The organism is Streptomyces sp. UC4497, from assembly GCF_054871485.1.
In genome coordinates, this window is record NZ_JBTYHB010000048.1 from 16,993 (window position 1) to 37,136 (window position 20,144).

Consider the following 20,144-nt stretch of genomic DNA (forward strand, 5'->3'; position numbering starts at 1 on the left):
GCGCACGAGTTGGGGCGGGACCGCCGGACGGTCCCGCCCCAACTGCTGTTACGGGCACTAGCGGGCCGGGTAGTCCGTGTAGCCCTTGTCCGTGCCGCCGAAGAAGGTCGCCGGGTCCGGGGCGTTGTACGGGCCCTCGCTCTTGAGGCGGGCCGGCAGGTCGGGGTTGGCGAGGAAGAGGGCGCCGAAGCTGAGGATGTCGGCGACTCCCTCCTCGACCAGACCGAGGGCCCGGTGGTCGGTGGGGCCATCGGTGTGCGCGTTGAGCACGAAGGGGCCGCTGAACCGCTTGCGCAGATCGACGGTCACGTCGCGGCTCTGCTCACCCACCTCCAGTACGTGCAGGTAGGCGAGGCCCAGCGGTTCCAGGGCGTCGACGAGCGCCGTGTAGGTCTCGACGGTGTCGTGGTCGCCCATCGAGTTGTACGGGTTGCCGGGCGAGAGGCGGATTGCGGTGCGCTCGGCGCCGATGGCGTCGGCGACGGCCCTGACCGCCTCGACGGCGAACCGGATGCGGTTCTCGACGCTGCCGCCCCACTCGTCGGTGCGCAGGTTCGTGCCGGGCGACAGGAACTGGTGGATCAAGTAGCCGTTGGCCCCGTGCAGTTCGACGCCGTCGAAGCCGGCCTCGACGGCCCCGCGGGCGGCCTCGGCGAAGTCGGCGACGGTCGCGCGGACCTCGTCCGAGGTCAGCTCGCGCGGGGTGGTGAAGTCCTGGAAGCCCTCGTTCGTGAACGCCTGGCCCTCCGGGGCGACGGCGGACGGGGCGACCGGCGCGCCACCGTCCGGCTGCAGCGACGGGTGGCCGATCCGGCCGGAGTGCATCACCTGGGCGAAGATCTTGCCGCCCTCGGCGTGCACGGCGTCGGTGACCGGGCGCCAGGAGGCGACCTGCTCCGCCGTGTGCAGACCCGGCGTCCAGGCATAGCCCTGACCCACGGCCGAGGGCTGGATCCCCTCCGTGATGATGAGCCCCGCGGAGGCGCGCTGCGCGTAGTACTCGGCGGTCAGGGCGGTGGCGGTGCCGCCCTCGCCGGCCCGGCTGCGGGTCATGGGGGCCATGGCTATGCGGTTGGCGAGGCGGGTGCCGGGGAGGTCGATGGGGTCGAAAGCGGTGGTCATGGCTACTCCGTTCAACGGGATGCGACACAGGTCGACAAGCGGCCGACACGAAGGCGACACAAGGCGGCAATAAAACATTGGTCGGCCAAGCAATCGAGCCGACTTCACTGTAGCTCATTAGTTGGCCGACCAAGGTAATGTTGTGGACAAGCCGAGAGGAGCCCTCATGTCCCCCACCGCCGACGACCCCGCCTGTACCGGTCAGATCCCGGTCGCCGCCCGCGGCGGCCCCGTCAGCCTGGCCCTCTCCCGCGTCGCCCGGCTGCACCGGATCGCCGCCGGGCAGCGGCTGCGCGGGCTCGGCCTCTATCCGGGGCAGGAGTTCGTGATGATGCACCTGTGGGACAAGGGGCCCGTGCGTCAGTCGGAGCTGATCAAGACGCTCGACCTGGATCCGTCCACGGTCACGAAGATGCTCCAGCGCCTGGAGCAGTCCGGGCACGTGCGCCGCACCCCCGACCCGGGCGACCGTCGCGCGTCACTCGTCGAGGCGACGGACCGCAGCTGCGGGCTTCTGGAGGACGTGGCCGGGGTGTGGGGAACGCTGGAGGAGCAGACCCTGGCGGGGCTCTCCGAGCGGGACCGGGCGGAGTTCGCGCGGCTGCTGGGCGTCGTCGAGGGCAATCTGTGCACGGAGGCCGGGGCGGAGGAGTGCCCGTAGGGGCTTCTCAGAGGCCGATGGGCCTGCGCCGGGCCGGCCTGCGCCCGGCGGGCGCCCGGTGTGTCACAGCCAGGCCAGTCGGGCCGCCCGGTCCAGGAGGGTGCGGGCCGCCGTCGGGTCGCCGGTGCCCGGCGGGAGGGCGTCGGGGGTGGTGCGGCCGCCGATGAGGAGGCAGAAGTCGACCGGGTCCAGGGCGAGTTCGGCCCGCACCGGTTCGTCCTCGGAGCCGAGGATCCACTCCGTGGTGCGGCTCGCGTCCGTGACGGTGAGGGCGACGGGCGTGGCCTTCGGGCCGAGCGCCTGACCGAGGATCCGCACGGCCAGCCGGACCAGCTGCCACAGATGGCCCGCGGGCGGCGGGGGAACGGGGCGGTCCAGGGCGCGGCCGATGTCGTAGGAGTGGATCCACGTCTCGAAGGCGCGGACCAGATAGTGCTCGGCGACGGGCAGCCGCGCACCCATCAACGTAGCGGCCTGCGCGGCGAGTTCGGGGTCACGGGCGGCCGGGGCGGCGAGCAGCTCGGCGGCCCGGGCGTGCCAGACGGCGACGGTGGCGTGCGGGTCGCGCGCGCGTTCGTGGGCGATGACCATTCGGGTGCGGGCCTCCCAGACCATGCGCCAGTCGCCGTCGCCCGCCGCGTCGGCGGGCGGCTCGTGGGCCGGCAGTCCCAGGTGGACGGCGAGCGGCTCGTCGGCCGCGATGAGGTGCGCGACCGTGTCGCGCACCGTCCAGCCGTGGACCACCTCCGTGGACCATGCGTCGTCCGCCTCGGCGAGCAGCGCCTGGAGGGCGGCGACGGTGGCCGCGTAGGGCTGGGCGTGCGGGGCGGCGCGGGGTGCGGGCGGGCGGCGGGCCAGGGCCGCGGCGAGCGGTCCGGTGTCGGTGCGGAGCGGCGGGTGCCCTGCCGCGTCGTCCTGCGGGGCTCCGGCGGTCCCGTGCCCGTTCGCTCCGATTCCGGCCCCGTTCTCGCTCCCGTTCCCGTTCGTCCCGTGTCCGTTGGGGCCGTTCAGGGTCCGTACCGTCGCCCTCAGCCGTTCGGCCTCGGCCGCGCATTCCTCGCAGTCCGCCAAGTGGGCGGGGACGGCGCGCTGTTCGTCGGACGGGAGGGCCTGCAGGGCCCAGGCGCCCAGGAGTTCGCTCACTGTCGCGTGGTCGCGCGCGTCCGTGGCCATCAGGCACCCCTTTCATGGGCCTCGTAGCCCGGCTCCGCCGGATCCGCCAGGGTTTCGGCCAGGCGGTGCAGAGCCGTGCGCAGGCGGGTCTTGGCGGTCCCTTCCGGGATGCCGAGTTCCACCGCCGCCTGACGGTACGTCCGGCCCGCGAAGTACGCCAGATGTACCACCTGCCGCTGATGCAGCGGGAGTTGGGCCAGGGCCGAATGCAGGAGCAGCGCGCGCTCACGGTCGACGACCCGCTCGTCGGGCCCCGGGTCGGGGGCCGGGATGGCGTGCAGCGCCGCGTCGTCCGCGGTGTGGGCCTTGCGGTGCCGGGCCTCGCTGCGCACCCAGTCGACGGCGCGGCGGTGCGCCAGCATGCTCAGCCAGGTACGGAGCGAGCCGCGCCGCGCGTCGAAGGCGTAGGGCCGCGCCCACAGATGCGCGAAGACCTCCTGCGCCACGTCGTCCGCCGCCCCCGCCGAGCGGGTCACCCGCACGGCGACGCCACGGACGAGCCCGCTGTACACGTCGTACGCCTCGGAGAGCGCGGCCTCGTCACCGTAGACGAGACGTCGGTGCAGGTCGGCGTCGTCCGCGACCCGGTCCTTGGGGTCGTACGCACCCGTACGGGCCACCGGCACCACCACCTCCGGGTCCTGTCCGCGGGCGGGAGTCCGGCGGCAGGGCCTAGTGCCTTCCTAGCGTCCTGGGGAGCCGGGCGCCAGGGTCCGGCCGGACTTCACGAGGAGAGCGCGTCGAGGAGGCGGTCGACGTCGGCGGGGGTGTTGTAGAGGTGGAAGGAGGCCCGCAGGTTCCCTGCCCGGTTGGAGAGTTCGATGCCGGCGCGCTGCAAGTCGGCCTGCTTCACGCCGAGTTCGGGGACCGACACGATCGGGGAGCCGGGTGAGCGCACCGGCTCGTGCCCGAGCCGCGCGAGGCCCGCGCGGAACCGGTCCGCGAGCGCGAGGTCGTGGGCGTGGATCGCCTCCGGGCCCAACTCCTCGATCAGGGCGAGGGATTGGCGGGCCCCGGTGTACGCGACGAGGCTCTGGGTCTCGTCGAACCGGCGGGCCGAGCGGGCGGGTTCGGTGACGGGTCCGTAGCAGCTGTCCCAGGGGTTCTCGCCCGAGACCCAGCCGCCGAAGACGGGCGTGAGCGCGTCGAAGCCCTCGCGGTCCCGCGGCCCGACGAAGAAGACGGCGCCGCGCGGGCAGGTCAGCCATTTGAAGCCGACGGAGGCCAGGTAGTCGGCGTCGGCCGCGTGCGCGGCGACCGGGTACCAGCCGGCCGCCTGTGAGACGTCGACGTAGAGCCGGGCGCCGTGCGTGCGGGTGGCGGCGCGCAGCGCGGGCACGTCGGCGACCCTGCCGTCGGCCGACTGGGCCGCGCTCACCGCGACGAGCGCGGTGCCGGAGCGTACGGCGTCGGGCAGCGCGTCGAGCGGCACGGCGCGGACCTTGAGGTCGCCGCGTACGTGGAACGGATTGACGGTGGAGCTGAAGTCGCCCTCCGCCGTGAGGACTTCGGCACCGGCGGGCAGGGACGCGGCGATGAGGCCGCTGTAGACGGCGACGGACCCGCCGGTCGCGACCCGGCTCACGGGGACGCCGACGATCCGCGCGAAGGCCGCCCGGGCCTCCTCGACATCGGCGAAGAGCGAGTCCGGGGAACGGCCCTCGGTCATGTCGGTGATCGCGGCCCGCATCGCGTCCCCGGCCCGCGCCGGGAGCAGTCCGGAACTCGCGGTGTTCAGGTAGGTGGTGGCGGGGGTGTACTGCGCGCGGACCAGCTCCGCGTCGAGGACCTGGGCGTTGGCCTGGTCCTCGACCTGGGCCGTGGCCGGGGCCTTGTGCTCACCGGAAGTCTGCATGGCACCACTGTGCCCCGCCGCCAACTACCCGTCTATTGCGAATATTTACGGAGTACGTCCAAGCAACGCTTATCAGCGCAGGTCAGGCGCTCGGGACCGCACAGCCGTCGGGGCCGCAGGCGTCGCCGCCGTCCGCGCTGTCGATGACGGTGAGCGGGGAGCGGTCGGCCCACGCCTGGGTCAGCGCCTGCGTGAACACCTCGGCGGGCTGGGCGCCGGAGACACCGAACTTGCGGTCGAGCACGAAGAACGGCACGCCGTTCGCGCCGAGCTCGGCGGCCTCGCGCTCGTCGGCGCGCACCGCGTCCGCGTACGCGTCGGGGTCGGCGAGCAGCGCCCGGACCTCGCCCTCGTCGAGACCGGCCTGGACGGCAAGCCGTACGACGGTCTCCTCGTCGCCGAAGACGGAGGACTCCTCGGCGAAGTTGCCCCGGTACAGGGCGTCGATCATCGCGTCCTGCACGCCCTTGTCCTTGGCAAGGTGCAGCAGCCGGTGCAGGTCGAAGCTGTTGCCGAAGTCGCGGCCCTCGGTGAGGTACGGCAGGCCGAGGGCGCCGGCCTGCTGGCCGAGGCCCTGCTCGTTGGCTGCGGCCTGGTCCTCGCTGATGCCGTACTTCTTGGCGATGTACGGGACCACGAGGCCGGTCTCCCCCGGCTTGGCGTTCGGGTCGAGCTCGAAGGACCGGTGCACGACCTCTACGTCGTCCTTGTGCGCGAACCCGTCGAGTGCCTCCTCGAAGCGGGCCTTGCCGATGTAGCAGAACGGGCAGTTGATGTCGGTCCAGATCTCGACGCGCATGGAGGTTCTCTCGGTCTCTCGTTCCGGGTTACGGAGGGGGCTAAGGCTGGGCGGGTCCTGGTGCAGGAGGGTTCCCCTACGTTCCGCTACAACCGGATGGGCCCTCCGCTCATTCCCTGCCGAGTGTGAGCCGCATCCGGCGGTGTGTGCTCCCGCCGCTCTCCGGGCCCTCGTCGACCCAGCCGTGCCGGGCGTAGAAGGCCTGGGCGCGGGTGTTGTCCCCGTGCACGATGAGGTGGACCTCGGCGACGTCGTCGACCCGCCACTGCTCGACGCAGGCGGCGTGCAGCTCCGTGCCGATGCCGCGGCGCCAGTGGTCGGGGTCGACCTGGAACTGGTACAGCACGGCCGTGTCGGCCGGGGCCTCGTCGGGCCGCCGGAAGGAGGCGAGCCCGACGACGACGCCGTCCCTGACACAGACGAGTACGTGCCCGTGCGGCCGGCCTATGGCCACCGCCCACCGCTCGACCCACGCGCCCGGATCCCCCTCATCCGGGAACCCCTCCTGGTAGTACGTGGCACGGGCTCTGCGGTGCAGGGCGGCGAGAACGGGGGCGTCGGCGGGTACGGCGGTACGGATCATGCTCCGAAGGACGCGGGCCGACGCCGTCGGGGTTTCACCGGGGTGGGGGTGGACGGCGTGTTTTGTGCGGGTGGGCGGGGTGACGGGGGCCGTCCGGCCGTTGGGGGTAAGGCCGGAGGCGGGGGCCTGACCAGTCCTGGGGGTGCCTCTACGTTACGAGGCGGGGGCCTGTTGCCCAGGTAGGGCGGGGGTCCGTTGCCTAGGCCGGGCGAGGGTCTGTTGCCCAGGTAGAGCGGGAGATCGCCCAGGTAGGGCGAGGCGCGGGGGGCCTGCCGTCACGATCGGCAAGCGGTACCGACCGGCAGACGGCTCACGGCAACGTGCGATTGCCGTCCCGGTCGTGCGCTCCGTCCGTCCTCCGCTCCCTTCCTCGCCCATCTCCCACCCACCCGCCCCCTCCGGGGGCTTCGGTCGGAGTGCGCGGGCCCGGCGGCCCCGGCCGAAGCGCGACGACGCGGCTCCCCGCCCGTCACCCACGCCACGGCCACTCGCCGGGGGCCGCCGGCTACCTAAAACGGGTACCCCGCGGCGGGGCCGAAGCCCCAGAGCGAGGAGGGGAACCAGGCCGATCCACAGCCCCAAGGGGTGACCGGGCGGGGTGGGCAGTCAGTGAGGCTGTCGCCCACGGCCGAGGGGGACCGGCATCGTGCCCTTGAGTGGGTCCGCGAGTGCCCTCGTTGCCCGTGGCGTCCGGCCTCGCGAGGCCGGGACCGTCGGCACATCGAGCTGGCAGCCACAGCAAGCAACGGCCAGGACCAACCGGGCCCGCCCCCATCCGCCTCAGCCCCCCATCCAGGGCGACCCCGCGGAGCCGAAGCCCCTGGAGGGGGAGGGTGGATGGAAGGTGAGCCAGGAGCGTGCCGGGCCGAGCCAAACCGCAGGCCACGCGAGGCTGCGAGGCGGATCCCCGGTCGGGGCGGGCCCTCGCCCCGGGATGGTCGGGCCGATGCCGTCGCCCATCTGAAACGACGTCCGCGCCAGGCCCCGGCCCGGCCCCCCGGGGACCGACCCCATCCGGAGCGTGCCCACCCGGACCGAAGCCCCCGGAGGGGGCGGGAGGGTGGGAGATGAGCGAGGACCGGGAACCGGGCCGAGCCAAACCCCAGGCCACGCAAGCCTGCGAGGCGGATCCCCGGCCGGGGTGGGCCCTCGCCCCAGGGTGGTCGGCCGGGGCCGTCGCCCATCTGAAACAGCGTCCACGCCAGACCCCGGGCCCACGGGGCCCCGGGGCCGAACGTATCCGGGCCGAGCCAAGCCGCAGGCCGCGGGATGTTGAGCAGGATGCTCGGTCGGGATGGGCAGTCACCCCAGGGCGGTCAGCCGGGGCCGTCGCCCATCTGGGACGGCGTCCGCGCCAGGCCCCGGGCCCGGACCACCCGGGCCCGCGGGGACCCTGGAGCCCGGAGGCCCGGGGGCCCGAACCTATCCGGGCCGAGCCCATCCGGGCCCAAGCCCCCGGAGGGGGCGGGAGGGTGGGAGATGGGCGAGGCACGGAGACTGGGGCTGGGGCTGAGGCCGGGCCCGGGGCTGGGCCGGTGCAGGTCGAGCGGGACACGGTCGTCGGCTGCCTCAAGCGGGTAACCGCACCAAGCCGGGGGCATCGGCCACCTCAAGCGGATAGCCGGTCGAGACCATCGGCCTCGGCTACCTCAAGCGGATAGCCGGGCGAGATCGTCGGCCTTGGCCACTTCAAGCGGATAACCGGGCGAGGCCAACGGCGTCGACCACCACACCCGGTAGCCGGTGGAGGCCAACGGCATCAGGCGCCCCAAGCGGGTAGCCGGGCCAGGCCGACGACCTTGGCCGCCCCGCCAGATAGCCGACCGAGGCCGACGGCGTGGGCCACCCCCACCGGGCGCCACCACACCACCCCGCCCGCCGCACAGGCCCCCGTCAGGAACCGTCCCGCAGACCCCTCGGCCACGTAGGCCTGTACTCGATGTGGTCGTACGTGACCACGCAGCCCTCGCCCACCGGGGACTGCGCCAGGAAGCCGACCAGGGCGGCCGACGCGGACTTTTCGTCGCCCAGGGAGAAGATGCGGATGAACGTCCACGTCGAACCGTCGGTCGAGGCGTGGAACGCGAAGGCCGAGCCCGTGCGGCTGACGCGGAGCCAGACCGAGGAGCCCGGCACCACGAAGGCGTTCGCGTCGTCGGAGTGACCGCGGGTCACGACCGTACAGATGGTGGGCTCGTCCGGGGACCGCTCGAAGCAGAGCTTCGCCCACTCCCGGTCCCCCACGTGAACGTAGAGCACCCCCGCGTCGAAGGCCGCCGCGAAGCCGACCGTGACGCGGGCGATCAGCTGGAAGTCCCCGTCGGGAGCCCCGAGGAGCCGCGGCGCGTCCGACGCCGGTTCGAGCGAGGACCCCGTCGGCGGCACGAAGCGGTCCTGGCGGGGCCCCGCCCACCCGGTGAGCACCCCGTCCTCGTACGACCAGTGGCCGTCGGGACCGTACGTGCGCAACGGGTAGGGCAGGGGCGGTATTTCGAGATCCATGCCGTCAGTCTCGCAGGGGCCCGCAGGCCCCGTCCGGTCAGCGCCTCAGTTCTCCAGGCGGCCGTTGAAGCGGCGCGGCAGCCCCAGCGGGTTGTCGTCGCGCAGCTCCTGCGGCAGGAGCGCCTCCGGCGTCGTCTGGTACGAGACCGGGCGCAGCCAGCGCTCGATCGCGGTGCCGCCCACCGACGTGGACGTCGACGTCGTCGCCGGGTACGGGCCGCCGTGGTGCTGCGCGGGCGCGACCGCGACACCGGTCGGCCAGCCGTTGACGAGGACGCGGCCCGCGATGGGCGTCAGCTCGGCGAGGATCTCCGCGCCGCGGCCCTCACCGGCGGCCTCGGACGAGGACAGCTGGACGGTGGCCGTCAGGTTGCCGGGGAGACGGTTCAGGACCGCCGTGATCTCGTCGGCCGTCTCGTAGCGGGCGACGACCGTGACCGGGCCGAAGCACTCCTCCAGGAGGAGGTCGTGCGCGCCGCCCTCGGTCGCGAGGCGCGTGGCCGGAACCGTGAGGAAGCCGGGCGCCACCGTGTGCTCGCTGCCCGCGCCGGGCGTCACCGGGGCGTCCACGTCCGGGAGCTGCGCCCGCTCGGCGACACCGGCGATGAAGTTGTCGCGCATGCGGTGGTCGAGCAGCACGCCGGAGGCGGTGTCGCTGACGGCGGCCGTGAGGGACTTGACGAGCGTGTCGCCCGCCTCGCCCTTCGGCGCGAAGACGAGACCCGGCTTCACGCAGAACTGGCCGACGCCCAGCGTCATCGAACCGGCGAGCCCCGTGCCGATCTGGTCGGCGCGCTCGGCGGCCGCGGCCTCGGTGATCACGACCGGGTTCAGCGAGCCCAGCTCACCGTGGAACGGGATCGGCACCGGCCGCGAGGAAGCGGCGTCGAAGAGCGCGCGCCCGCCGCGTACGGAACCGGTGAAGCCGGCCGCGGACACCAGCGGGTGCTTGACCAGCTCGACGCCCGCGTCGAAGCCGTGCACGAGGCCGAGCACGCCCTCCGGGATGCTGTGCTCGGCCGCGGCCCGCCGGATGGTGGCGGCGACCAGCTCGGAGGTGGCCGGGTGGTCGGGGTGCGCCTTGACGACGACCGGGCAGCCGGCCGCGAGGGCGCTCGCCGTGTCACCGCCGGGCACGGAGAAGGCGAACGGGAAGTTCGAGGCCGCGTAGACGGCGACGACGCCCAGCGGGATCTTGTAGCGGCGCAGGTCCGGGATGGGCGGCGTCGCCGTGTCGTCCGGGTGGTCGATGACGACGCCGAGGAAGGCGCCCTCGTCGACGATGTCCGCGAACTTCCTCAACTGGAAGCAGCTGCGGGCGAGTTCGCCGGTGAGCCGGACCGGGCCGAGCGCGGTCTCCGCGTCCGCCGCCTCGACGAGGTGGTCCTTGGCCTCTTCCAGGCGGTCGGCCGCGGTGCGCAGGAACGCGGCACGGACGGCGCGGTCGGCGAGGGCGGAGCGGGCGGCCTGCGCGGCGCGCACCGCCTCGTCCACTTCCTGCGCCGTGGCCTCGTCCGCGACCTGCTCCCGCTGCTTCCCGGTTCGGGGGTCGACACTCCAGACTGGTGTTGCTGCCACGGCACATTCCTCCAGCTTTTCTCGCCGCGCACCAGGGTGAGCAACGAGGATCGTTCGATATACTGAACGCTGTCTCTGATGATGAACTACTCACCGAGACTATTTCTCGTCGAACGAAGGGGTCAAGGGCGATGTCGGCAGACGAGACGGGGGCCGCGGCAGGCGGCGGACAGGTCAAGTCCGCGGTGCGGACCGTGGAATTGCTCGAATACTTCGCGGGCCGACCCGGGATGCACTCCCTGGCCGCGGTCCAGGAGGCCGTCGGGTACCCGAAGTCCAGCCTCTACATGCTGCTGCGCACGCTCGTCGACCTCGGCTGGGTGGAGACGGACGCGACCGGTACGCGGTACGGCATCGGTGTCCGCGCCCTCCTCGTCGGCACCTCGTACATCGACGGCGACGAGGTCGTGGCGTCGGCCCGCCCCACCCTCGACCGCCTCTCCGACGACACGACGGAGACCATCCACCTGGCCCGGCTCGACGGTACGAACGTCGTCTACCTCGCCACCCGCCAGTCGCAGCACTACCTGCGCCCCTTCACCCGCGTCGGCCGCCGGCTGCCCGCGCACTCCACGTCGCTCGGCAAGGCGCTGCTCGCCACCCACACCGACGAGCAGGTCCGCAAGCTGCTCCCGGAGACGCTCCCGTCGCTGACCGAGCACACGATCACCGACCGCGAGAAGCTCATCGAGGAGCTGAACCAGATCCGGGAGCAGGGCTTCGCGGTCGACCGCGAGGAGAACACGCTGGGCCTGCGCTGCTTCGGCGTGGCGATCCCGTACCGCACCCCGGCCCGTGACGCGATCTCCTGCTCGGTCCCGGTGGCGCGGCTCACGCCCGCCCACGAGCAGATGGTCAAGGACGCGCTGTTCGACGCCCGCGACCGGCTGACCCTCGCGACGCGGAGGCTCTGATGGATCTGACCCTGCGCCCCGTCCTCCCCGGCGACCTGCCGGCCCTCTTCCGTCAGCACAACGACCCCGAGTCGATGCACGCGGCCGCGTTCGTCTCGCCGAAGTCGGCGGAGTGGGACCTGTTCGAGGCGCACTGGCACCGGATCCGCGAGCAGTACGTCGTACGGACCGTGCTGCTCGACGGCGACGTGGCCGGCAGCGCGGCGGTCTACGGCGAACCCGGCGAGCTGGAGGTCACGTACTGGATCGACCGCGCGCACTGGGGCCGCGGCGTGGCGACGGCGGCGCTGCGGGCGCTGCTCGCGGAGGTCACCGAGCGTCCCCTGCACGCCCGTGCCGCCGCCGACAACAAGGGCTCGATCCGCGTCCTGGAGAAGTGCGGGTTCGTCGTCACCGGGCACGACCGGGGCTTCGCGCACGCGCGGGGCGAGGAGATCGACGAGGTCGTGCTGCGGCTCGGCTGACCGGGCCGGCCACCCCGTTCCCCACATGACTGACCCGGCCGGTTCCCACATGAACGTACGGTGAGAAATCGCACGGGCAGGAACGAATCGCGCCGGTCCACTCGTCTTTTCGTACGCGATGAACAAGACGATCAGGCGCGCCTCCGTCTTCACACTGCTCCTCGTGTTCGCCCTGCTCGTCAGGGCGACCTGGGTGCAGTTCTACGACGGCCAGGCCCTCGCCAACAGCGACGACAACCGACGGAAGACGATCTCGCAGTACGCGAATCCGCTCGGCGACATCATCGTGGGCGGAAAGGCGGTGACCGGCTCGACGAAGACGGGCGACTCCAGCGACCTGAAGTACAAGCGGACCTACACGGACGGTTCGCTGTACTCGGCGGTGACCGGCTACACCTCGCAGGTGTACGGGGCCACCCAGCTCGAGGGGATCTACCAGGGCGTGCTCGACGGCACCGACACGCAGCTGAAGAGTCCGCTGGACACGCTCACCGGCAAGAGCAGCGACCCCGGCGACGTGATCACGACGATCGATCCGGGCGTGCAGAAGGCCGCGTACAGCGCGCTCGGCGACAAGAAGGGCGCCGCCGTCGCCATCGACCCGGACTCCGGCAAGATCCTCGGCATGGTGTCGACGCCCTCCTTCGACCCGTCGAAGATCAGCGGCTCCGGTTCCTCGGACGCCGCGGCGTGGAAGAAGCTCGCCAAGGACAAGGAATCGCCGACCACGAACCGGGCGCTCAAGCAGGCGCTGCCGCCCGGTTCGACGTTCAAGCTGGTGGTCGCCGCGGCGGCGCTCGAGGACGGCCTGGTCTCGTCGATCGACCAGAAGACGGACACGCCGAACCCGTACAAGCTGCCCGGTACGAACACGTACCTGAAGAACGAGACCACCTCGATGCCCTGTGAGGACGCCTCGGTCCGCACGGCGCTGCAGTACTCCTGCAACACCGTCTTCGGAAAGCTCGCCGCCGAACTGGGCCAGGACAAGGTCAGGGCGATGGCCGAGAAGTTCGGCTTCAACGACGAGAAGAAGGACGTCCCGGTGCGGGCCGCCAAGAGCAACTACCCGTCGAAGATGGACGACGCGCAGACGGCCCTGTCCGGCATCGGCCAGTTCGACGTGACGGCCACGCCGCTGCAGATCGCGATGGTCTCCGCGACCATCGCCAACGGCGGCGAGCAGGCGTCCCCGCACATGGTGTCGCAGGTCACGGACGCCGACGGCGACGCGGTCAAGTCCTTCGAGGACGGCGAGGACACCCGCGTGATCAGCGAGTCGACCGCCTCGCAGCTGCAGTCCGCGATGCAGACCGTGGTCTCCAAGGGCACCGCCACGGTCGCGCAGATGGACGGCGCGACGGTCGGCGGCAAGACCGGTACGGCGCAGCACGGCGAGAACAACAGCGAGACGCCGTACGCCTGGTTCACCTCCTACGCGAAGGACGACTCGACCGGCAAGCAGGTCGCCGTGGCGGTGCTCGTCGAGCAGTCGGACGCGGCCCGCTCCGAGGTCAGCGGCAGCGGCCTCGCGGGTCCTGTCGCCAAGGCGATGATGCAGGCGGCACTCAAGGACTGACGCCGACTGACGCTTCCTCAATCACAGTTCCACCGAAGGGTGTCCGGTATCACGGACACCCTTCGGTGCGTCGTACACAACGCTGGTACGCTCACGCCTCCCCCATCGGGCCGCCACTGTGAGGGAGGGATCGCGTGAGCACGGTTGTGGACACCCGGGACGATTCCGCTTCCGCCGAGTTTCATGCCTTCTTCGAACGGCACCACCGTGAACTCGCCCGCCTCGCCCACCTGTTGACGGGAGAGGCGGATGCCGCGGACGACCTCGCGGCGGACGCCCTGCTCGCGCTCTGGCACCGCTGGGACCGGGTGCGGGACGCCGAGCACCCGGTCGCGTACGCGCGCGGCGTCGTCGCCAATCTCGCGCGCACCCGGATCCGCAGCGCGGTGCGCGAGCGGCGGCGCGTGGCCCTCTTCTGGTCCGGCCGCCAGGACCGCACCGACGGGCCCGACGTGCCGGCGGTCGTCGACGTGCAGGGCGCGCTGCGCGAACTCCCGTTCCGCAAGCGGGCCTGCGTGGTGCTCCGGCACGCCTTCGACCTGTCGGAGAAGGACACCGCGCTCACGCTCGGCGTGTCGGTCGGTACGGTGAAGAGCCAGACCTCGAAGGGCATGGCCGAGCTGGAACGACGGCTGGGACAGGGCGAGTCGGACGGCCGGACGCCCGGGCGCGTACGCTCGGTCGGCGCCGCACTCGATGCCACGGAAGGAGGGCGCGGATGAGCGAGGAGCACCTCCGGCAGCAGCTGCGCGAGGCTGCCGACGCACACCGTCCCGACCGTGCGCGGATGCTCGCCCGCGTCGAGCGCGGCATGCACGAGCGCCCCGCCGCGGACGAGTCCGAGCGGCGGCCCGCGGTGGGCTGGGTGCGGATCGCCGGGATCACCGCGGGGGTCGTGGGGGCGCTCGCCGTGGGCGGCTTCGCGGTCGGCTCCGCGCTGCGCCCCGATCCTGCGCCGCGGCAGCAGCAGGTCGCCGTGTCACCGGCGCAGACGCCGCCGCAGGGCGGAAACCCGCTGTGGGCGGACGGTTCGGTGGACCCCGGCTCCAACGCCTACTGGGCGCAGTCCAACGTCACGTTCAAGACAAAGAGCCGACTCACCGCTGTCACGGTCGAGTTGCGGGTGGCGCAGACCGGGAAGGTCAACAGCACGGGCCACTGGCGCTCCCTGCCCGCCGACGACTTCACGGAGTCCGTCACCGAGCGGGACGGGTTCCTCGTGTACCGGTGGGTGCTGAGGCCGGGGCGTTCCGTGCCGGTGGGTGAGCACGTGTTCGCCGGTCAGTACAACCACGCCGAGGGCGGTCGGGACGCGGGCGCGGACGACTACGTCGTGACCGGGCGGACGCAGGACGGTCAACGGGTCTCCGTGGACGGCGACTTCGCCTAGAAGTGAAGTGGCGGCAACCCTTCCGCGGTCGGTGACCACTGAAGGGCATGAACAACACAACACGACACTCACACCGCCGCCGCACCACCCGTCGCAGAGCGCTGCTCGGAGGGCTCGGCGCGCTCACGCTCACCGGGGGCGCCCTCATGGCGAGCGGCATGCTCGGCACGGCCGGGGCCGCTGCCGCCTGGCCGACGCCCACCGGCACGAAGGCCGTCAGCAGCTCGATCTCCGTCTCGGGCACGTACGACGGCGGGCTCAAGCGCCACTACGGCTCCGGGGACCTCGGCGGCGACGGACAGGAAGAGGGCCAGGACCCGATCTTCAACCTGAAGGACGGCGCCACCCTCAAGAACGTGATCATCGGCTCCCCGGCCGCCGACGGCGTGCACTGCGCGGGCAGTTGCACGCTCCAGAACGTGTGGTGGGAGGACGTCGGCGAGGACGCGGCCACTTTCAAGGGCAAGTCGTCGGCTTCCGTCTACACGGTGTACGGAGGCGGCGCGAAGAAGGCCGACGACAAGGTGTTCCAGTTCAACGGCGCCGGCAAGCTCGTCGTCACCAAGTTCCAGGTCTCCGACTTCGGCAAGCTGGTCCGCTCCTGCGGCAACTGCTCGACGCAGTACAAGAACCGCAACATCACCATCAACGACGTCGACGTGACGGCGCCGGGCAAGTCGCTCGTCGGCATCAACTCGAACTACGGCGACACTGCGGCCCTGCGCAACGTGCGCATCCACGGCGACAGCAGCAAGAAGATCAAGCCGTGCATCCGGTACGAGGGCAACAACACCGGCGCCGAACCCAAGGAGCTGGGCAGCGGCCCCGACGGCACGTACTGCCGGTACACGGCCTCCGACCTGACGTACGACTAGCCAAGCCCGGTGGGACGCGGTCGCCCACGGCCGCGTCCCACCGCACCACCGGCGTCAGCCCACGTAGTACGTCGGGTTCGGGAGCTTGTACGTCTTGTCCGCGTAGCCGCCCTCGAGGTCCGAGTACTGGTCGCCGAAGTTGCCGACGATGTCGTAGCCACGGGACTCGATGTGCTTCCGCGTCCCCGACTTGTACTGCACCGTCGTGCAGTTCCAGGCGGCGGCCGTGGCGCAGTCGGCCAGGTACGCGGGCGGGTCGGCCTTGTCCTTGAGGAAGACGTGGTCGGCGTCGAGGTTGACGTCGATGCCGACCTTCTTCAGGTTCTCCACGGCGGCGGAGCGCTGAGTCTCACCGAGCCCCGAGTTGTAGAAGACCTCGACGCCCTTGGACTCGGCATAGCGGATGAGCGCGGGCGTACCGAAGACGGCGGGGCGATCCGCCTTGCCCACGTACTCCTTCCAACTGGCGTCGTTGTAGATGTAGTTGGTCTTCTTCTCGTAGTCGAGGCTGAGCAGCAGCGTGTCGTCGATGTCGAAGACGATCGCGGGCTTGTCGCCCTTGCCGTGGTGCTTCTTCGCCGCCGCGGCGATCTGCCGCTTCGCGCCCTTCTCGATGCGGACGAGGTCCTGGGCGTACGGGCTGTCGGGCGAGGCCTGCCAGACGCCGTCGGCGTCCTGCTTCGCGCCGTAGTAGGAGTCGATCTCCTTGGTGAGCAGGCCGATGTTGTGCGGCTCCGCGGTGGTCTTGTCGTTCGCGGAGTTCGCTCCGCCCGCGTCGGCGGAGCCGGCGGTGACGACGCCGGCGAGTACGAGGGAAGCGACCGTCGCTGTGGCGGCGGCGAGATGGCGCTTACGCATCGGTGACGTGATCCAATTCTGGCCGTGACGGCTGTGGAAGCCGTCGGGGTCGGGGGGACTCCGTGCAGGTGGATGCATGTCTACGCGCATCACATGAGTCCCGCGACCGGCTTTACCCGATCGATACCCGACGCCGATATGGCCGCACCATTGCTCCCGCATGGCGCCTTGTTGACCGTGCCTTGAAGGGGCCCCTTCTAGGGTCGGGGGAAGCGCTTCGACCCACAGAATGCAGGCTCCCACCGTGACCGTGACCCCGACGAGTCTTCTCCCCCTCGCCGCCGGCGACCGCGCCACATCGCCGGTCCTCCTCGGCCTCTTCGCCGTGGGCGGCGTCATCGCCATGACGGCCGGCCTGAGCTGGGCGTTCGACGTCCGAGGCCTGGCCCCGGTGGGCTACCTGCGGCTCCTGGGCGCCGCATTGACCCTCGCGGGCCTGGTGCTGCTGTTCGTCACCTACGCGTTGTGGCACCTCGGCTGACCGACGTCTGCAACACGTCGTCGAGCCAGCCGATGACCGCGTCCTGCATCGGCTCCACGAAGACGTGTCCGAGCCCCGGCCACGTCTCCGTCCGCAGCCGGTCGCCCGCGCGCCGGGAGCGCCACACGGCGCGCATCCGGGCGTACGCCGCCTCGACGCCCTCGGCGGTGAAGAGCGTGTCGTCCGCGCCGTCGAGGAAGTACATCGGCCGGGGCGCGGCGATGCTCGCGACGTCGGGGATGTCGAGGTGCCGGGCGAGCCCCGGGTGGAGCATGTAGTACGCGGACTGGCCGCGCAGCGTGTTGTTGCCGGGCACCATCATTTCCTTGAGGCCGGTCATCCAGCACACGCTCACGGCGGCCGCGACGGCGTCGCTGAGCGCGGCCGTCTGCCAGGCGCGGTAGCCGCCCATGGAGAAGCCGACGGCGGCGACGCGGCGCCGGTCGACGCGGTCGAGCCCCGCGAGGAAGCCGGCGGCGCGGGCGTCCTCGCGGGCCATGAGTCCGGCGAGCGACGAGCCCAGGTTGTAGAAGTTGCTCGCCAGCGCCTGCTGTTCCTCATACGTGACGGGTCCGCGGTCTCCCCAGCCGTACGCGTCGAGGCAGAGCACCACGTAACCGCGGCGGGCCAGTTCGTCGCCGACGAAGCGGCCGGTGAAGTACTTCTCGGCCCAGACCTGCGCGGAGGCGAGGCGGGTGTCGTCGTACCAGGGGCGGACGAACTTCTCCTTTCCGATGTCGAACTTGGCGCCGTGGTCGTGCAGGAGCAGCACGGCCGGGTGGGGGCCGGAGCCGTCGGGGGTGAGCAGGGCGCCCCGCACCCGTTCGTAGCGGGTGAGGGAGACGTCGACCAACTGGCGGGTGTAGCCGTCACCTTGAGAGGCCTCGCCGAAGTGCGGCGCGTACGGAACGTCGTCCTGCCGGTCGACGAGGAGCAGTTCCTCGACCTGGGCGCGGGCGGCCCGCCGCCACGACCCGAAGTCCCGGACCGGTGAACGCCCCCACGCCAGCGGGAAGTCGAGCTCGCGCTTGAGGAGCGGGTGGAAGTCGGGCAGGTTGCCGCCGACCAGCTCGGCGGCGTGCGCCTCACCCGCTCCGCCCACTCCTGCGGTGGTGGCGAGCGTCGCCGCGGCGGCCCCGGTCACGAACCGGCGACGCCCCATCGGAACCTCACGCATACGGCCTCCAGTCACCGAGGTAGGTCTTCCGGGTGTGCGAGGCGGCACCCGCCGCGCTCAGCTGCGGCCGGTTCTCCGGCACCGAAATCGCGGATCCGGGGCCGGAGTTGGCGTACTCCGCGAAACGCATGGTCTGCCATGGATAGGCGTCCCGCATGTTGGTGTACGGCGTGACCGGGTCGATACCGGGGCCGATCCACGAGTCCCGTACGACGAGGGACGGCCAGGCCGTCGTCTCGTACGAAGGGACCCAGGGGCGGGCCAGTTTGTACGCGGCGTCCTCGGCCCCGGAGGTGAACCGGCAGCGCACGGCCAGGAATCCGTGCGGGTTGGCGCGGGCCGTGGCCGGGGCGAAGACCATGCCCTTCGGGGTGAAGTCGACGTCGCGCGCGAGGGTGCGGAAGTGGCAGCGCTCGAAGACCGCGGTGCCGCGCCCGAAGACGAAGTCGACGTCTCCTTCGACGTAGCAGTCGCGGAAGTACTGCCGGTCAAAGGCGTCGAGGGTGGTCGTGTCGGCGAAGAGGGTGTCCTGGTGCCCGAGGAGGCGGACGCCCTCGAAGAGAGTCCGGTCGCCGGTCACGTACGCGGCGACGGCCTGGGTCCCTGTGATCTCCGGGTGGTCGGCGCGCAGCCAGTCGTTGGCGAGGGTGAGGCCGCGGACGGTGAGACCGGGCGCGGCGGAGGTGAAGGTGGCGGAGCCGGCGGTGCCGTAGGTGCCGGAGCCGTCGGGCTTCTGCGTGCCGTTGGCGTTGTCGTACACGATGACGGTGTCGCGGGGGTCGGCGCCCGGCACGCCGCGAATCGTCAAGTCGACTGCGGTGTGCGGGACTTGGACGACCTCGCGGTACGTTCCCGGGTGTACGACGACGGTGCGACCCGGCCCGTCTACCGCCGCCACGGCCGCCTGCACCGAGTCGCCGGGCCTGACGTGGAGCGTGCGCGGGCGGGGCCGGGCGGCGGCGACGGTGGACGCGGCGAGGGCGCCCGAGGCCGCGGCGAGCAGCGTACGGCGACGCATCATCGGCGCGTCCCCTCCCCCGGCTTCCAGTCACCGAGGTAGGCGGAGCGGGTTGCCGACTCGGCTTGTGCGCGGGTGAGTTGGGGCCGGTTCTCCGGTACGGACACCTCGGCGCCGGGGCCGACGTTGCGGTACTCCGCGAAGCGCTGGTTCTGCCAGGGGTAGCTGTCCGACATGTTGGCGTAGGGCGCCGCCGCGTCGATGCCGCGGCCGAGGCGGGATTCGCGGACGACGAGGGCGGGCCTGGCCGTCGTGTCGGAGCTCGGTACCCAGGGGCGGGCCAGCTTGTAGTACGCGTCCGGGGCCGTGGAGTCGATCCGGGCGCGGCTCACCAGGAAGCCGCGCGGGTTGGCGCCCACCGTGGACGGCGCGAACACGAAGCCGTACGGCGCCGAGGCCAGGTCTGTGCGGTCGAGCGTCCGGAAGTGGCAGCGCTCGAAGACCGCCGTGCCGCGCCCGAAGACGAAGTCGACGTCGCCCTCGACGTAGCAGTCACGGAAGTACTGGCGGGCGAAGGCGGCGAGCGCGGTCGAGTCGGCATACAGGGTGTCCTGGTGGCCGAGGAAGCGGCACGTGAAGAATGCCGAGCGGTCGCCCATGACCTTGACCGCGACGGCCTGCGTGCCTGTGATCTCCGGGTGGTCCGCGCGCAGCCAGTCGTTGGCGAAGGTGAGGTGGTGCGCGGTGAAGCCGTCGGGGCGCAGGGTGACGGTGGCGCTGCCGGTGGTGCCGTACGTGCCGGAGCCGTCGGGCTTCGGGGTGCCGGCGGCGTTGTCGTACACGATGACCGTGTCGCGGGGGTCGCCCGAGGCGCCGATCCAGGTCGTGCCGGTGGCCGTGGCCGGGGCGGTGACCGTTTCCCGGTAGGTGCCGGGGGCGATGACGAGGGTGTGGCCGGGGTCCGTTGCGGCGGAGGCGGCGGCTTGGACGGTGCGGTGGTCGCCGGCGCCGTCGGGGTGGACGTAGAGGGTGGTCGGGGTGAGGCGGGCCCTCGGTGAGCCGTAGCGGCCGAAGGGGTGCCGGTGGGTCGGGGCGGCCTGGGCCGGGGTGGCGGTGGCGCTCAGGGCGAGCGCCGCGCCGGCGATGAAGCTTCGTCTGCCGAGGCGGGTGGGCAT

General features: G+C 72.0%; 20 protein-coding genes. 8 read left to right on the plus strand and 12 right to left on the minus strand.

Going from position 1 to position 20,144, the window contains the following annotated elements; all coding sequences use genetic code 11:
* Window positions 1-57: 57 nt before the first annotated feature.
* Entirely contained in the window at window positions 58-1,122 is a 1,065-nt protein-coding gene (locus ACYSUO_RS38215) for an alkene reductase (RefSeq protein ID WP_461780808.1), read from the minus strand.
* 166 nt (window positions 1,123-1,288) lie between these two features.
* Here ACYSUO_RS38215 and ACYSUO_RS38220 point away from each other — a divergent pair, with 166 nt between their 5' ends.
* Entirely contained in the window at window positions 1,289-1,783 is a 495-nt protein-coding gene (locus ACYSUO_RS38220; protein WP_461780809.1) for a MarR family winged helix-turn-helix transcriptional regulator, read from the plus strand.
* Between the two features lie 63 nt (window positions 1,784-1,846).
* Here ACYSUO_RS38220 and ACYSUO_RS38225 read toward each other — a convergent pair whose 3' ends face one another.
* The 7 genes from ACYSUO_RS38225 to ACYSUO_RS38255 all read right to left on the minus strand — a co-directional run bounded on the left by ACYSUO_RS38225 (window position 1,847) and on the right by ACYSUO_RS38255 (window position 10,273).
* Window positions 1,847-2,956, minus strand: a complete 1,110-nt coding sequence (locus ACYSUO_RS38225) for a maleylpyruvate isomerase family mycothiol-dependent enzyme (RefSeq protein ID WP_461780810.1) — start codon at window positions 2,954-2,956, stop codon at window positions 1,847-1,849.
* Window positions 2,956-3,588: a sigma-70 family RNA polymerase sigma factor gene (locus tag ACYSUO_RS38230; protein ID WP_461780811.1), complete on the minus strand. Its 633-nt coding sequence runs from the start codon at window positions 3,586-3,588 to the stop codon at window positions 2,956-2,958. Before ACYSUO_RS38230 ends, ACYSUO_RS38225 begins: the two co-directional genes overlap by 1 nt.
* Window positions 3,589-3,680: 92 nt before the next feature.
* Complete coding sequence (locus ACYSUO_RS38235) at window positions 3,681-4,811, minus strand: aminotransferase class V-fold PLP-dependent enzyme (RefSeq protein ID WP_461780812.1); 1,131 nt, start codon at window positions 4,809-4,811, stop codon at window positions 3,681-3,683.
* An 82-nt stretch (window positions 4,812-4,893) separates the two neighbouring features.
* Window positions 4,894-5,610 (minus strand): DsbA family oxidoreductase, encoded by a 717-nt coding sequence (locus tag ACYSUO_RS38240; RefSeq protein WP_461780813.1) that lies wholly within the window; start codon window positions 5,608-5,610, stop codon window positions 4,894-4,896.
* A 109-nt stretch (window positions 5,611-5,719) separates the two neighbouring features.
* Window positions 5,720-6,193: a GNAT family N-acetyltransferase gene (locus tag ACYSUO_RS38245; RefSeq protein WP_461780814.1), complete on the minus strand. Its 474-nt coding sequence runs from the start codon at window positions 6,191-6,193 to the stop codon at window positions 5,720-5,722.
* Between the two features lie 1,893 nt (window positions 6,194-8,086).
* Entirely contained in the window at window positions 8,087-8,695 is a 609-nt protein-coding gene (locus ACYSUO_RS38250) for a DUF1349 domain-containing protein (RefSeq protein WP_461780815.1), read from the minus strand.
* Window positions 8,696-8,740: 45 nt separating this feature from the next.
* Entirely contained in the window at window positions 8,741-10,273 is a 1,533-nt protein-coding gene (locus ACYSUO_RS38255) for an aldehyde dehydrogenase (NADP(+)) (protein ID WP_461780816.1), read from the minus strand.
* Between the two features lie 131 nt (window positions 10,274-10,404).
* Between ACYSUO_RS38255 and ACYSUO_RS38260 the strand changes: the two genes are divergently transcribed.
* The 6 genes from ACYSUO_RS38260 (at window position 10,405) to ACYSUO_RS38285 (ending at window position 15,495) form a co-directional block, all read left to right on the plus strand.
* On the plus strand, window positions 10,405-11,187 hold the full coding sequence (locus tag ACYSUO_RS38260) for an IclR family transcriptional regulator (protein ID WP_461780817.1): 783 nt from the start codon (window positions 10,405-10,407) through the stop codon (window positions 11,185-11,187).
* Window positions 11,187-11,651 (plus strand): GNAT family N-acetyltransferase, encoded by a 465-nt coding sequence (locus ACYSUO_RS38265; protein WP_461780818.1) that lies wholly within the window; start codon window positions 11,187-11,189, stop codon window positions 11,649-11,651. The genes ACYSUO_RS38260 and ACYSUO_RS38265 overlap by 1 nt, the downstream gene beginning before the upstream one ends.
* Window positions 11,652-11,769: 118 nt before the next feature.
* The gene (locus tag ACYSUO_RS38270; RefSeq protein ID WP_461780819.1) at window positions 11,770-13,230 is read left to right on the plus strand and encodes a peptidoglycan D,D-transpeptidase FtsI family protein; all 1,461 of its coding nucleotides are present in this window, start codon (window positions 11,770-11,772) and stop codon (window positions 13,228-13,230) included.
* A gap of 134 nt (window positions 13,231-13,364) precedes the next feature.
* Window positions 13,365-13,952, plus strand: a complete 588-nt coding sequence (locus tag ACYSUO_RS38275) for a SigE family RNA polymerase sigma factor (RefSeq protein ID WP_461780820.1) — start codon at window positions 13,365-13,367, stop codon at window positions 13,950-13,952.
* Window positions 13,949-14,620 (plus strand): hypothetical protein, encoded by a 672-nt coding sequence (locus tag ACYSUO_RS38280; protein ID WP_461780821.1) that lies wholly within the window; start codon window positions 13,949-13,951, stop codon window positions 14,618-14,620. Before ACYSUO_RS38275 ends, ACYSUO_RS38280 begins: the two co-directional genes overlap by 4 nt.
* A 47-nt stretch (window positions 14,621-14,667) precedes the next feature.
* On the plus strand, window positions 14,668-15,495 hold the full coding sequence (locus ACYSUO_RS38285) for a pectate lyase (protein WP_461780822.1): 828 nt from the start codon (window positions 14,668-14,670) through the stop codon (window positions 15,493-15,495).
* A 54-nt stretch (window positions 15,496-15,549) separates the two neighbouring features.
* On the opposite strand, the gene ACYSUO_RS38290 is transcribed toward ACYSUO_RS38285, so the two are convergent.
* On the minus strand, window positions 15,550-16,353 hold the full coding sequence (locus ACYSUO_RS38290) for an HAD family acid phosphatase (protein WP_461780823.1): 804 nt from the start codon (window positions 16,351-16,353) through the stop codon (window positions 15,550-15,552).
* A 244-nt stretch (window positions 16,354-16,597) separates the two neighbouring features.
* Here ACYSUO_RS38290 and ACYSUO_RS38295 point away from each other — a divergent pair, with 244 nt between their 5' ends.
* Entirely contained in the window at window positions 16,598-16,834 is a 237-nt protein-coding gene (locus ACYSUO_RS38295; RefSeq protein ID WP_461780824.1) for a hypothetical protein, read from the plus strand.
* On the opposite strand, the gene ACYSUO_RS38300 is transcribed toward ACYSUO_RS38295, so the two are convergent.
* Genes ACYSUO_RS38300 through ACYSUO_RS38310 form a run of 3 tightly spaced genes read right to left on the minus strand, consistent with a single transcriptional unit; the run spans window position 16,806 to window position 20,144 of the window.
* Complete coding sequence (locus ACYSUO_RS38300) at window positions 16,806-18,011, minus strand: dienelactone hydrolase family protein (RefSeq protein ID WP_461780825.1); 1,206 nt, start codon at window positions 18,009-18,011, stop codon at window positions 16,806-16,808. The two genes, ACYSUO_RS38295 and ACYSUO_RS38300, sit on opposite strands and share 29 nt — an antisense overlap.
* Complete coding sequence (locus tag ACYSUO_RS38305; RefSeq protein ID WP_461780850.1) at window positions 18,004-19,029, minus strand: pectinesterase family protein; 1,026 nt, start codon at window positions 19,027-19,029, stop codon at window positions 18,004-18,006. Before ACYSUO_RS38305 ends, ACYSUO_RS38300 begins: the two co-directional genes overlap by 8 nt.
* A complete protein-coding gene (locus ACYSUO_RS38310; RefSeq protein ID WP_461780826.1) occupies window positions 19,029-20,144 on the minus strand; it encodes a pectinesterase family protein in 1,116 nt (371 codons plus the stop codon). Before ACYSUO_RS38310 ends, ACYSUO_RS38305 begins: the two co-directional genes overlap by 1 nt.

Coding starts and splice junctions, on each gene's coding strand:
- ACYSUO_RS38265 (WP_461780818.1), top strand. CDS start 11,187: ATGGATCTGACCCTGCGCCCCGTCCTCCCCGGCGACCTGCCGGCCCTC.
- ACYSUO_RS38305 (WP_461780850.1), bottom strand. CDS start 19,029: ATGCGTCGCCGTACGCTGCTCGCCGCGGCCTCGGGCGCCCTCGCCGCG.
- ACYSUO_RS38290 (WP_461780823.1), bottom strand. CDS start 16,353: ATGCGTAAGCGCCATCTCGCCGCCGCCACAGCGACGGTCGCTTCCCTC.
- ACYSUO_RS38310 (WP_461780826.1), bottom strand. CDS start 20,144: ATGCCCACCCGCCTCGGCAGACGAAGCTTCATCGCCGGCGCGGCGCTC.
- ACYSUO_RS38280 (WP_461780821.1), top strand. CDS start 13,949: ATGAGCGAGGAGCACCTCCGGCAGCAGCTGCGCGAGGCTGCCGACGCA.
- ACYSUO_RS38285 (WP_461780822.1), top strand. CDS start 14,668: ATGAACAACACAACACGACACTCACACCGCCGCCGCACCACCCGTCGC.
- ACYSUO_RS38250 (WP_461780815.1), bottom strand. CDS start 8,695: ATGGATCTCGAAATACCGCCCCTGCCCTACCCGTTGCGCACGTACGGT.
- ACYSUO_RS38235 (WP_461780812.1), bottom strand. CDS start 4,811: ATGCAGACTTCCGGTGAGCACAAGGCCCCGGCCACGGCCCAGGTCGAG.
- ACYSUO_RS38270 (WP_461780819.1), top strand. CDS start 11,770: ATGAACAAGACGATCAGGCGCGCCTCCGTCTTCACACTGCTCCTCGTG.
- ACYSUO_RS38220 (WP_461780809.1), top strand. CDS start 1,289: ATGTCCCCCACCGCCGACGACCCCGCCTGTACCGGTCAGATCCCGGTC.
- ACYSUO_RS38225 (WP_461780810.1), bottom strand. CDS start 2,956: ATGGCCACGGACGCGCGCGACCACGCGACAGTGAGCGAACTCCTGGGC.
- ACYSUO_RS38245 (WP_461780814.1), bottom strand. CDS start 6,193: ATGATCCGTACCGCCGTACCCGCCGACGCCCCCGTTCTCGCCGCCCTG.
- ACYSUO_RS38215 (WP_461780808.1), bottom strand. CDS start 1,122: ATGACCACCGCTTTCGACCCCATCGACCTCCCCGGCACCCGCCTCGCC.
- ACYSUO_RS38300 (WP_461780825.1), bottom strand. CDS start 18,011: ATGCGTGAGGTTCCGATGGGGCGTCGCCGGTTCGTGACCGGGGCCGCC.
- ACYSUO_RS38260 (WP_461780817.1), top strand. CDS start 10,405: ATGTCGGCAGACGAGACGGGGGCCGCGGCAGGCGGCGGACAGGTCAAG.
- ACYSUO_RS38240 (WP_461780813.1), bottom strand. CDS start 5,610: ATGCGCGTCGAGATCTGGACCGACATCAACTGCCCGTTCTGCTACATC.